The organism is Streptomyces sp. P9-A4 (assembly GCF_036634195.1).
GTDB lineage: Bacteria > Actinomycetota > Actinomycetes > Streptomycetales > Streptomycetaceae > Streptomyces.
In genome coordinates this window covers 3,693,698-3,707,313 of record NZ_JAZIFY010000001.1, presented here as the reverse complement: position 1 = coordinate 3,707,313, position 13,616 = coordinate 3,693,698, and the positions used below count along the sequence as shown (strand labels likewise).

Annotated in this window: 1 protein-coding gene; it reads right to left on the bottom strand. The window is 69.7% G+C overall.

The features are described from left to right. Positions 1-23 precede the first annotated feature (23 nt). On the bottom strand, positions 24-13,610 hold the full coding sequence (locus V4Y03_RS16520; RefSeq protein ID WP_332435420.1) for a WXG100-like domain-containing protein: 13,587 nt from the start codon (positions 13,608-13,610) through the stop codon (positions 24-26). Between the last annotated feature and the right edge of the window lie 6 nt (positions 13,611-13,616).

Here is a 13,616-nt window from a genome sequence, read left to right as displayed (position 1 = left end):
CCTGTTCGGTCGCCCCGATTCGATCATGAGGACTTGTCCGGACGGGAATGCCCTCCGCCGGACTGGCCGGAGTTGTTGGGCCTGTTGGGCCTGTTGGGGTTGTTCGGCCTGTTCGGGGTGGAGTTCGGGTTGGGGATATTGGGGTTGTTATTGGAGTTGTTCGGGCGCCTGTTGGGGGTGTTCGGCCGGTTGTTGCTGCTGCCGCTGTTGTTGCCGTTGCCGGAGAGCCGGTTGAAGGCGGAGTCGGCCAGGCCGGAACTGCCGCTGCCACCGCCACGGTTGTTGCCGCCCGTGTTGGGGGGCGGGTTGCGGGGCGAGTTGTTCCGGGGGGTGTTCGCGCTCTGGGTCTGCTTCCTCGGAGGCTGGTTGCCCGGGGCCGCCTGGTTCCTCGGCGTCTGAGTGCTCGGCGTCTGAGTGCTCGGGGTCTGGTTCCTCGGGGTCTGGTTCCTCGGCGTCTGGGTGCTCGGGGTCTGGGTGCCCGTCGGCGGGGCGGGGGGTCGCGACGAGGAGCTGAGGGGGGCGTGCGGATCGTGCGCCGGCGGCATGAGGGTGCGCGTGCCCGGAGGCAGCGTCGCGGCGGCGCGCCAGCCCTCGCCCGCCACCCACCGGACCTGAATGGGCTGGGCGGAGGTGTTGTCCTCGCCGAACCGATGCCGCGTTCCGTCGGGGGCCGTGACCTCCAGGGTGCGTCCGAAGCCGCCCGCGTAGAGGTTCAGCAGGTGTCGCGCGGAGGGGTCGATGCCGAAGAGGGCCGGGGGCGTCGTGCCCCGGTAGTCGTCGAGGGTGTGGGACATCGGGTGGATGCGCCCGGTGAAGAGGCGGGTGGAGAGGTTCGCCACGGTCAGCCCGTTCGCCGCCGCGTTCGCGACGAGCTCCCGGGCCGCGGCGGTGGTGAGGTTGTTCCGGTGGATGACGGTGAGCATCTGCCGTACGAGAGGGTCGACCGGGACCTGTCGTACAAGAGGGTCGACCGGGGCTTGGTTCTGCGGGGTCGCCGGTGCGTCGAACGTGGATCTCCCGGTGAACGCCTCGGTGAGTGCCGCGAAGAACGACCCCGGGCGGGCGGTCAGCGGCTGGTGGACGGCCGGTTCGACGCTCGGGGAGAGGTAGGTCTCCGCGATCTCGTGGAAGGTGCGCTGGATGACGCCGTGATCGGTGGCGTACAGGAGGTTCATGGCGTGCAGGGACGTTTGGTTGTCGTTCGTCTGCAGGCCGAAGACCGGTCCGCCGGGGACGGGCGTGTGCGACACCCTGTTCAGGAGGGACATCGACGTGAAGGAGTTCAGGAGGGCCCTCGCGTCGCGGACGGGGCTCTCCTGGGGAACCCTTCCCCACGGATCGTCGGCCGTGAAGTCGGCGTGGAGGAGGCTCCCGTTGTTCTGCAGGTCAGCGAGGTGCCCGTACTTCTCGCCCTTGGCCCTGTTGTCCGTCTCGTTGAAGAGCTTTCCGTACGGGGTGGGGTTGATGTGGCTCTGGGGTATCCGGAGTTCGTGCCGGGGCACCTGACTCAGATCGGTGATTCCGTTCTTGGCCGCGGTGGTCTGCCGGGACGAGAGCATGCCGAAGTAGAGGCGGGACAGGTCGGTCTGGGTGGCGGCCCGCTGGTACTCCGTGAAGAAGGCCGTTCCGCGTACGGCGGGGCGCAGGGTCTCCGCGGCGAGCGCGAGGCGTTCCTGGGCCGCGACCCTGGCCTTCTCGGCCTCCTCGGCGGTCGTCGGGGGCCGCGGAGGCGCCGGGGGCGGTACGGGTTCGTCCTGTGTGATCTCCCAGGACGCGAGGCTCATCAGGCTGTCCGCGAGGCCGTTGAACTCCGGGCCCTGCTCGCTGAACTCGACCGGGGGGCGGTCGCCTTCGGGGATCAGCAGCGTCGCCAGGGCGTCGACGAAGAGATTCGGCTCGGGCGAATAGGGGATGAACGTGGCTATGCCGCCCATTCTTTCCCGTACCCGCATATCGTGCTGAATCTCGTCCTCGAACGCGGTCACCGTCTCGTCGACATCGGTCGGGACCGGGCCGAGGGGGAGCTGGTCGTTCTTCTTCCGGCCCTTCGACTTCTGTGCCGCCTGGCTCTCTGCCTTCCTGTTGTGGGCTTCCCACCTGCTCCTCGTCTCGTCGGCCAGAATGCCGCGGCGGGGGTCTCCCTCGGCGGGAATGCGGTATCCGCCGGCGATGAGCAAGGGACGCAGGGGTGCGGTGACGTCGCGTGGGTCGATGGTCTCCTGAGTCCGGAACTCGAGCCGTTCGTCGAAGTACGCGAAGACGTGTCGGTCGCGGGGAGTCGTGTGCGGATAGTTGTCGAAATCCATGAACGACACATACGGGTGGGTGGAGTTCGCGAGCAGACCGCCGATCGCACCCCGGGTGGCCGCGCTCCTCAGGGTCGCGTTACGGGCCTCCCCGTGAGGGAAGGCGGCGTTCTCCGCCCGCTGCCTCAGGGGCGTGGTGACCACGGCGAGTGCGACCGGGGATTGGATGGCCGCGACGCGCTCGGCGATCGTGCGCCTCATATTCACGATCTCGACGGCATCGACGCCGTCGAATCTCCGGTCGTTCACTCCGACGACGATCGCGACCCGGTTCCGCATTTCCTCGGGGAGGTTCTCGTGCACCGAGGCGACGAAGTCCTGGAGATGGGTGCCACTGGTGATCGTTCCGAAATCGACGATCGCGTTCACGACGTAGGAGATCCGGTCCCCGCGCGCGATGCTCTCGCTCACGCGGGCGCGGTACGCGTCGGGCGAGAGCGTCTGGTGGTCCGCGTCGATGTTCGTCGTGAGAGCCGTGAAGAGGTCGTTCTCGTAGATGGTGGTGGCCGGCGGGGCGGGTGGGGCGGCCGGGGTGTTGGGGGCCTTGCTGCTCTCGCCGTCGAACTGCTCGTCCGGGCTCAGGCGGGCGTTCGCGTTGTCGGCGTCGTTCGGCTGTTCCCTGGGCTCTGTGTGCTGCGTGGGCTCGGTGTGTTCCGTGGTCTCCGGCTGCTCCGGCTGTTCCGTGGTCTCGGTCTGTTCCGTGGTCTCCGTCTGTTCCGTCGGAGGTGTGAGCAGGTGGGCCACGTACTGGGCGTGGATGTTGCGAGCCCGTAGGACGGCGAGGGGCTCGTGCGGGGAGTCCTGGGCGAAGAGCTGGGCGAAGTCCTGCTTGGCGGTGTCGAATGCCGTGTTCGCCGTGCTCAGCGTCGTGGTCAGGACGCCCTGTCGCCTGACGAGCTGGGGGAGCGGGCCCTTCTTGCCGATGTTCGTGTTGGTGGACGCGAGCTCCTTCGTCGTCCGGTTGATCTCGTCCAGCGCCCGCTTCGCGCGGTCGGCGATGTCGGTGACCGTGTTCCTCAGCTCGGTGCTGAGGCCGTGGCCGGGGTCGCCGTGCCGGAGGTACCCGTCGATGTTGGCCAGGTCCTCGTCCGTGAAGCCCTTGGGCCGGGAGGTCTCCCGGCCGTCCTCCGCGGTGAGCTTCTTCAGGTCCTCGTGCCGCGGGGCCTCGTGCCATGCCGCGTGCTTCTGCTCGTCCTTCCGGACGTCCAGCGACAGGTCCTTCTGGTACTGGCCCGAGCGGGTCGGGGAATGGGTGACGATGAGGCGTTCGTAACCCGGCGGCAGGCCGCCGCCGACCGATGTCGGTGTGGTCTGCCCCGGGACCTCGTGCCAGACGGTCATCCGGTCGCCGCCCATTTCGCTGTTGGGCTCTTCGAGGTAGCGGACCTCGAAGCCCATGAGCGCCATCGCCTCCAGGTTTCCGCTGCGGAAACCGAGGTGGCGGGTCTCGGCGTGGTGGTGGAGGTAATGGAAGAGCCGGAACTGACCCGTACGGGTGTTGCCCTTCCACGCCGCCGTCTTCGGGTCGTTCCAGAACTCCGTGAGGTCCGCGACCTGGGCCGTGAACCCCTCGGTCCGGATGTTCGTCTCCGTGCCGTTCTGGCCCGGAAGTTCACCCTTGTTGAAGTAATCGGCTATCGCCTGGTATTTCGGTTGGGGCTTCGGCTTGGGCAGGCCGGAATCGTCGAGTTCCACCGGCTTCGGTAGGGGTTCACCCGAAGCGTCGCGTTCCACCGGTTCCGGATAGCCGGAGTCGCCCACGACGATGACGGCCTTCATGTCCCCGAGACCCGCGATGATCTGCGCGACACCGAAATAGCTGGTGTCGTGCTCGATGTGCACCTCGCCCTTCTTGCCGCTGAAGCGGGACCACAGGACCGCGACCTTGTCCCCTTGGTCCAGGCGGATGTTGTGCCCGGCGAGCCAATTCTCGATGGCGGGATTCGGCGCCTTCTCCGGCGTGAGGTCCCACGCGTTCAGGATCTTCGTACGGAGGTCGGAGCTGAAGGACCTGCCGATGCGCTGCGTGGCATCGCCGACGCCGAGAATGCGTTCCTTCTTCGTCCTGGCGGTCAGGTTCTGGTTCGCGATGAAGGCGTCGAACCGGGTCTTCGCCTCGGCGGCACTCATGACCTCGGAACGGCCCCTGAGGTTCGAGGCGTCGTAGAACGCCTTCACCTTCTCCGCGGTCGCCCGTTCCTTGTCGAGCTGCTCCTGCTCCTTGGGCGTGAGCGGGGCGGTGTCGCCCTCCTTGCCGTAGATGAGGACCACGTGCAGGTTCTCGTCGGCGATGAGGGCGGCGGCGATGCCGAACTGGTCGCCGGAGGCGTAGTACGGCTGCTTGAGGTACGTGACCTTGGACTCGTCCACCGTGTGCTGCGTGGTGGGCGTCTCCGTACCGTCCTCCGGAGCCTGGTTCGTCGTCCCGTCCACCCGCTGGTCGGGGGAGAGACGGCTGTCGTCCCGGGGCGTGGGGACGGTGGTCGTGTGGAGCGGGACGACCGCGTTGTCGCTGACCCGCTCGATCGTCGCGAGGTAGTCCTCGGGCAGCTCCCGCAGGTTCTCCTCGCGGGTCCGGACCATCAGGCCCTCGGTCCGTACCCCGCTCGCCCGGTCGTTGCGGCGGAAGAGGTGCGGGTCCTGGGAGTCGGCGTCCGAGTACTCGTCGGCCAGGCCCAGGTAGTGGAGCAGCTCGTGGGTGACGGTGGCGTCGTTGTCCCGTACGTCCCAGTGGAGTTGGTCGGCGCGGCCCGGTGACGGCGTACGGGAGAGGGTGACGGCCTCGCCGTGCGCCGGGGAGTGGACGAACTCGGCGGTGACGTGCAACTGGTCGCCGGAACCGGGCAGTCGGTAGCCGCGGTTGACGTGGGTGTCCAGGACCTTCTGCATCCGGTCCTGGTGGGCGCGGAGGTCGGCCTCGGTGAGGCCGTCGGTGAGCTTGAAGGGCAGCGTGACGAAGAAGCGGCGCACGGTCCGGCCGTCCGCGAGCTGCTCGCGGCGCACATGGTTGCGGATGAGCGTCATGGAGCCGTCGAGGCGGCCGGGCTGCGGTTGGAGCTGGCGCAGCTTGGGGTCGAAGCGCTCGGTGTGCACCGCGGCGGTCTTCGTACCGTGGAAGGAACGCAGCTCGTCGAGGCGTACGGGGTTCTCGACCAGCTGTCCCCTCTGGCGGGGAGGGGGCTGGGGGGCGGCCTCGTCGGTGTCCGTGGTGTTCGTGGTGTCCGTGGTGTTCTCGGTCGTCGGGGCGGCGGAGGTGTTCACGGGCGATGTCGTCGCCGGGGCCGTATTGGTGTTCGTGTTCGTGTTCGGGACCGTGGTCGTGGTCGTCGTCGGCTCGTTCGGGGCGATCACCGGCGGGACCACCTGGTTGCCGTCCGGGTCGTACGTCGTCACCTGCGGGCCGTTGTCCTCCTGGATGACCAGGTGCACGGTGCGCTGGTGGTCGACGGCGATCCGCCGGGCCAGGGCGTTCGCCTCCGCGCGGGTTTCCCCGGGGTTCGGCCTCGTGTCCGGGTGCAGCCAGAGCTGAGGGGCGACCGCCGAATTCTGGAGCGATGCGCCGATCAGCGTGATCAACGCCTCGTCGGTGGGGGCGGACATGTCCCAGACGCCTTCGGCCAGGTCCGCCTGGTTCAGGATGCCGAGTCCGAGCAGCGCCTGCTCGGGTACGCGGACGATCGCCGTACCGGTGACCTGACGGGTCTCGCCCTCGGGGTTGGTCACCGTGACGAGCGTGTCCACCTCGACCTCGTGGGTCTTCAGACCGGTGGTCGCTCCCGGCAGTCCGGCCGTCCCGATCTTGGTCCAGAGGCGTGCCGTCGTACCGACTCCGCTGCCCTGCCCGCCGGGGATCGACTGGTAGTGCACGGTCGGCACGGTCACGCCGAGGCCCAGGTCGACCGGGGGCTTGAGGTTCTGCAGTTTGACCTGGCCGGAGACGGCGAGCGGCGCGGAGACGGTACGGGAGGTCGCCGAGGACGTCGCGGTGGTCGTGCCCGTGACACGGGCCTGGTCCATCACCATGCCCCGGGTGTCGTCGACGAAGCGCGGATTGCTCATCCGGAGCCGGACGTCGACCTGCTGCCGGCCGCCGGTGACCGTACCGCCGAGGGTGGCGGCCGCTCCGGTGGGGCCGATGCGGGAGACGCCCTTGCGGAAGGCGTCCGTGAGGAGGGTCGCGAGGGCCTCCGGGACCGGTCCGTCCTGCCGGAGGGGGCCGAGCAGTCCGGGCGCGACCTCGTTGACGGCCTGCTGGAGCTGGGGGCCGTTGGTGACGGCCGTGACGGCGGTGGTGTCCTGGAACCCCAGGGACGGGTGCTGGTTGAAGAGCCGGTCGTGGATCGCGGGCGGCAGGCCGGAGGAGTGGACCTCCGGAGGAAGCTGCTCCACGACCTGCTGATCGCTCGCGGGAGCCTGGTCGCCACCGAGCCGCAGGGTGACCGTGGCGTGGACGGGCTCGCTGATCTCGTGCGTGACGGTCGTGCCGGGCACGAAGCCGGGGGCCTGGAGGACGGCGGTGAAACGGTACGGCAGGTCGTACTCGTTGCCGCCCTTCGTACGCTGCCAGGCGCGGTCCTCGGCGACCGTCGACGAGGAGACGGTGGTGGCCTGCGACACCGCGACGCCGGGGGTGACCGAGGCCTTCACGGGCGTGCCCGAGGTCGGGACGCTCAGGTTCCCGGCCACGGCGGCGGACCACTTCGTGGTGCGGACGGTGCTCACCGAGGTGTCCAGGGGGCGGTGCTGGGAGTAGAACTCCAGCTCCGTGGCCGCCGAGGCGGGACGCCCGAGCGTCGCGCCCAGCTCGGCGGTGGTCAGGTTCGGCCGGCCCTGGACGATGAGGGTCAGCGTGGTGGTCCCGAACACTCCCATGTACGGGAAGCGGAGCGGCGGCAGCGAGGACGAGCCGGGGCGCGCCTCCGTACCCGTATCCGTATCCGTCCGCGTGCCCGGGTTCGCGCCGCGGCCGACGAGTTCGGCGAGAGCGGCGGTCGTCGTGTACTCGGCGATCTTGCGCTGGAGTCCGGGGACGTGGCGGGAGTCGCCGGGGTCGAGGGCGCCGGGGGCGTGCTGGTTGACCAGCTCGGTCAGGAGGGTGTTGAGCCGGATGTACTCGTCCCGGGACGTCGAGGGCGGGACGGGGTCCGGGGTGACGGCGGGTTGGGTGATCGCCTGGTCGTCGGTGGTGGTCGTGGTGTTCGTGGTGTTCGGCGGGGTCGTCGCCTGCGCGGTGGGGGTGAACGGGACCACCGCGAGTACGGAGTCCGTTCCCAGCGCTCCGTACCGTACGAAACGGGCGGGCAGCGGGACGGTCGCCGCCGCGACAGGGGTGGTCGGCGGGCCGGCCAGGCGCGACAGATCCCCGTTGCTGCGCCGCAGCTGCTCGGTGGTGGCGATGAACTCGATGCCCCCCGGGACGGTGATCGGCGGGAGCGAGGTCGTGGTCGCCGAGGCGGAACTGCCGACACCGTTCTTGCCGCGGCGGACGGTCACGTGGAACTCCACGTTGGCCCGGATGCGGTGCTGCGCGCTGTTCTCGGCCGCGACCCGGGTGATCTGCACGGAGGACGTGTCCGTGGTCGTCCGCGCCGTGCCCTGGCCGTAGCCCCCCTTCACCGCGAAACCGCCGGTCAGAGGGGTGGGGAGCGGAGCCGCGTTGCCCTCGGGCGGCCGGTTCGCACCGAACTTGCCGCCCAGCTCCGCGGTCAGCTCCCAGGGCAGCTTCGCCGTGCTCTTCTGCCGGCTGCCGCCCTCGCCGACCGCGAGGTCCGTCTCACCGAACTGCTTGGCGTCCCCCAGACTGATGGGATCGCTGATCACCATGTGCACTTCGACGACCGCTTCGGAGCCGCTGAACGCCCCGGGGACGAACAGGCCGTCCACCACGTACACGCCCTTGCTCATCTGGTGCGCCCTGGCGAGCAGTGCGGACGGGCTGATCTGGTGGTTCAGGATCCTGCTGTGGTCGGAGGAGACGGACGGGGCGGGCGGGGCCGGAACGGTGACGTGGGGGGCCGGGGTCGCGGTGAGGCCCAGCTGTCGGAGCGTGGCCGTCGCCATCGCCGCGAGCCGGGTGAGCGGTGAGGACGGCGCGGGCCGAAGGTCGCCCGTGTGCCGGGGCAGGCCCACGCCCTGCTGGATCGCGGGGTCCAGCGGGCGGGACGTCGACAGCTGGTTCGGATCGTCGGAGGGGCGGCCGTCGGTGGTCAGGAACTCGTTCAGCGCCCGCTGAAGGACATCACTGCCCAGGAGTACGTCGACCTGGGCGCCGTCCGGGAGTACGACCGGGGGCCCGCCGACGGGCGGCATGGTGTCCGGCCGCCCGAGCCGGCTCTGCGGAACGGCGAGGTCCAGATCCACCAGGGGGTCGGCGGGGGTCTGGGGCGGTATCGAGACCGTGGTCTGGGTCTGGGTCTGGGTCTGGTTTTGGACCTGGGTGTGGGTCTGGGGCTGCGTCTCGGTCTGGACCTGCGTCTGGGTCTGGGTCTGGGTCTGGACCTGCGTCTGCGTCTGCGTTTGGGGCTGGACCTGCGTCTGGGGCGGAGGCTGGGGTGACGACACGACCACCTGGTTGTTCTCCAGGAACTCCATCCTCAGCCGGCTCGGGACGCGGAAGACCTCCGTGTCGTGGTTGCCGGTCCGGATGGTCTGGGAGTGGCCCAGCGCCGTGGTCGGGCTGTCGGTCCAGACGATCTGCGGGCTCGCCTTCCCGCCGACGGCGGTCGTGAAGGCGGGGATTCCCACGGACAGGTCGCCGCTGACCCCGAGACTGCCGGCCAGGGTGCTCGTCCGCTGGTTGCTGCTGGTGTCCGAGAGGCCGCCGGCGTTGGAGACGAACACGTTCGAGAGCGTGGCGTGGTGGGTGATGGCCCTGTCGGCCGCGCGCTCCAGGTGCAGGACGAGTTCGACCTGCCGGACCCGTCCGTCGACGCTGACGCTGCTGAACGGCAGGCGCAGTCCGCCGTCCGTCAGTTCGTCGACGGAGGACAGCAGCGCCGCCTCGCTCGTGAGCAGGCGCAGGGTGCGCAGGTTGTCCATACGGGCGCGGGCGTTCTCCGGTGTGGTGAGCCCCGGCTTCGGGAGGAAGCCGTTGTCGCCGAGCCAGGTCCGCGCCTGGTCGAGCACCGCCGTCAGGCCCTCGCCGCGCAGGCGCAGCGGTGTGACGGAGAGGCCGATGCCCCGCAGTTCCTTGAGGCTGTTCGGCAGGGTCTCCGGGTTCACGTCACCGACGCGGGCCGGGGGCTCGCCGAGGGCCCTCAGGCGTCCGTCCACCGCGTTCATGGCGGCGGTCCCGTTCGAGCTTCCGTCCGCGGCGATGAACTCCACGTGATGGACCACCTGGACCGGGAACAGGACGTGCGCCGCGGAAGCCCGCATGTTGCGGTTGGTGCTGTGCGCAGCACCCGTGCCCAGGGAGTTGTCCTTCTGCCAGCCCAGACCGCCCTTGAACACGATCTGCCCGCCGGGGGTGAGATCACGGCGCGCCTTGTTCTCCGGAGTGGCGTCGGAGTTGAGGCCGACGCCGCCGAAGAGCTCGACGGCGGCGCCGGACGTGATCTTGCGCAGGGTGTCCTGCTTCGTCTGGCGCTCCACGTACCGCTCGAAGTTGTAGCTGTCGGAGACCCAGACCTCCCGCCCCCGCGTCTCCGGGGGCCGTACGTCGGCGACGATCCTGAACATGCCGAGCACGTTGCCCGCCGTGTCGACGAGGACCGGCGAGAAGGTGCCGGCGGAGGTGTTGGTGTCGATGGTGCCGGGGGTGGGCGTGCCGGGGGTGGAGGTGCCGCCGCTCTCCCGGACGCGGTGGAGGGGCAGGGCGCCGAGCTGGTGCTCGATCCCGAAGAACTGCTCCACCTCGTTCAGCGACTCCGGTGCCAGCGAGGCGAGTCGGGTGGCGAACCGCTCCTTCACCCCGCGGAGCAGACCACCGGGGTCGGCGAGCGAGTCCAGCGCCCACACGGGCGTCACGTCGAGGTGGTCGTTCAGCGTGTTCTGCTCGTGCCAGAAGGGAGTGACGCGCGCAGGGGCGGGCTCGTCGGCCACCAGGTGGTGGGGGAACCAGGCCGTGACGGTGCCCATGTCCACCGGGTTGGACCAGTTGTCGCTGCCCGACTCCCTCAGCGTCCACACACCCTGGTAGTGGTACGGGTGGGTCGCCTCCGAACTCCGGTGCAGGCTCGTGCTGTTGACGCTCACCGTCTGCGTGCTGCTCGTCGTCACCTGTTGGCGGGTGAGGCTCAACGTGCCGCCCACGGGGTACCCGGTGACGACGGGCGAGGGCTTGGCCGGGATCGTGGTCGAGACGGGCACGGAGATACCGCGAAAGCGGGACGTACCGGACTGCCGGCTCTGGGAGAACGTGGCCGTCTGACGCTGCTCGTTGTTACGGGGCGGCAGCCCGCCCGGTACGTCGGACATCAGCGAGGCGCGGGGGTCGGAGAGGCTCAGCCGCAGCTGGAGCGTCCGCGTGGTCCCGTCGTCGTCGACCGTCACCCGGTGGCCGTCGGGGCTCATCAGCATGTGCCGGTTGTCCACGAGCGACTGCGAGGTGAGGCTCGTCCGCAGCTGCTCCCGTACCGCGTTCCGGCGGCTCTCCGGGATGCCGAGGGTCTCCAGCACCTGGGCGTGCAGATCGGTGACCACGGTGTCGGAGAAGGGGGACAGCTGCACCCCGCCGATCCCGGTGTGGTTCGGCCCGCCGAAGTCACGGATGTGGCGGTGCGGCGAGGGCGGCGGCGGAGGCGGGGGCGGGGGCTGCGCGGGGGAGACGGTGGTGATGGTGTCGGTGTTCTCAGCGGTGATGTCGGCGGTGGTGATGCCGTTCGTGGTCGTGTCGTTCGTGGTCGTGTTGTTCGTCGTCTGTGGCGCGTCCGCCTGGGACGGCGGGAACAGGAGGGAGTCGGGCGAGGGGGCGAGTGCGCCTTCCGTGACGACGGTCTCGGTGACGGACTCCGTGACGACCGCCTCCGTGACGACCGTCTCGGTGACGACGGACTCCGTGATCACGGACTCCGTGCTGACCGACTCCGTGTTGACCGACTCCGTGTTGACCGACTCCGTGACGACGGATTCCGTGACGACCGTCTCGGGCCCCGTCTCGGAGAAGGTCACCGTCTCGGGCCCGGTCGAGGTCTCGGAGACGAGCGAGATCGGCGGGGTCGAGGGCGACGACGTGTCCGTGGCCGAGATGGTGGGCGGCTTCTCGGAGACGTTCGTGTCGTCGTCCGTCTTGGACGTGTCCGTGGACGTGTCCGCGTTCTCGTTCGTGTCCGAGGGCGTGTTGCTCTCGGTGGAGAGGCCCGTCGGCTGTACGGGGCCGGTCGCGTTGTTCCCGGTCTTGTTCGACGCCTCGGAATCGGTCCGCTGGCTCTGATTCTGGCCCTGGTTCTGGTTCTGCCCCTGCCCCTGGCCCTGGTTCTGCCCCTGGTTCTGGTTCGAAGTCGTGCTCGTGCTCGTGCTCTGCGTGTTCGTACTGCTGCTGGAGGATGTACTCGACCCCGTACCCGACGGCGACGGCGAGCCGGACGTCGTGGCGATCGGCGCCCCCGGAGCGTCCTGTTCCTCGCTCCCGTCCGTGGTCGTCTCGTCGTCCTTCTCGGCGAAGAGTTGGTCCAGGCCGAGGTCGGACATGTCGGACGTGAGGCTGCCGCTCTCCGGCGTACTGGAGGACGAACCGCCGTCCCCGGTGCTCCCGCCCCCGGGGGTGCCGAAGTCCGGCGTGCCCAGGCCCAGTTTGCCGCGCAGGCCCAGGCCGAGCTTCTCGCCGCCGGTCTCCATGAGGTGGCCGATCCGGCCCTCGACGATGCCGGAGCCGAAGGTGAGACCGGAGGTCTTGAAGGTGTGCTCTTCCGAGAAGATCAGGTTGTACGTGCCCTCCGAGACGGCCGCGTGGGCGCCCTCGAACAGGCCCTTGACGCCGAACTCGCGCATCGACTTGAGGATGCTGGAGCCCATCGCGTCGGCGGTGCCCTTGGTCAGGACGTCCATCGCCTTGTCGTCGAGCTGGCCGGCGAGCGGCTTCAGGGCGTCCCCGAGGGCGTCGGGCAGCCCCTTGCGGCCGGTCTCCGAGAGCAGCGTCTGCGCCCAGTTCCGGCCCGCGTCGCGGGCCTCGGCGCCGCCGAACCGGCGCTCGAAGGCGTCCCCGACCTCCTTGATGAAGTCGCGGGCGGCCTTCTCCGGGTGGGGGCCCGCCGTGCCGGGGAGGTGCTTGCGGAAGATGTCGCTCATGTCCTGGCCGAAGGACTTCGGCGGCGGCGGGGTGTCGCCGCCCTTCGTCTTCGGGCCGTCGCCGCCGCTGCCCTTGGACGGCGGAGGGGTCTCGCCGTCGCCGGGCTTGCTCTTGGGCGGGGGCGTGGGGCCGAGGTCGTCACCGGGCTTGGACTTCGGCGGCGGAGTGGGACCGACGTCGTCGCCCGGCTTGGACTTCGGCGGGGGCGTCGGACCGAGGTCGTCGCCCGGCTTGGTCTTCGGCGGCGGGGTGGGGGCCAGGTCGTCGCCCACCTTGTTCTTCGGCGGCGGGACGGGGGCGACGTCGTCGCCGAGCTTCTTCGGCGGGGGCAGCGCGTCGTCGAGGCCCTTGCCGAGCAGCTTGCCCGCGTCCTTGCCGAACAGGTTCGAGAGGAACTTGTTGAAGAGCTTGCCCAGTGCCTGGAAGGGGCCGGCCAGGAGGCCCTGGATGGCTCCGGAGAGCGCCGCGGCCTTCGTGAGGTCGTGGTCCCACTCGTCACGGGTGCCCTGGTTGAGCTGGATCCACTGGCTGAGGCTGTCCATGACGACGCCCATGCCGACGTTGATGATCTCGTGCATGAGCAGGGCGACCAGCAGCCGGCCGAGCCGGGTGCGGATGATCAGCCTGACGATGGCCTGCTTCTGGAGGTACGCGGCGATCGAGGCGCCGAAGAAGAAGGAGAGCGCCGCCGCCACGGCGGCCTCCACGAGGAGCTCCACCAGCTGGGCGATGATCATGTACTTGGTGTACTGGAGCTGGGTGGCGCTCTTGCGGGTGAAGTTCGCGATCAACTCGGCCTGGTCGGTGACCGAGTTGAAGTAGTCGAGGCCCTCCTGCCCGCCGAGGAAGGCCTTCATCGCCTCCTGGTACATCTCGGCGGCGGTGCCGTCGAAGTTCTTCCTCGTGTAGCCGAGGGCGTCCGCGACCTGCTTCTGGATGTCCCCCTTGAGCTTTCCGTGCAGCCCCTTGTGCGCCTCGGCGAGGGCGAACATCTTGTCCTCGTCGCCGTCCGGCGGTATCTCGCCGGTCAGGGCCGCGAACAGCCAGGCGCATTCGGGCGGAAAGTGCAGGGACATGGCCGG

Coding starts and splice junctions, on each gene's coding strand:
- V4Y03_RS16520 (WP_332435420.1), bottom strand. CDS start 13,610: ATGTCCCTGCACTTTCCGCCCGAATGCGCCTGGCTGTTCGCGGCCCTG.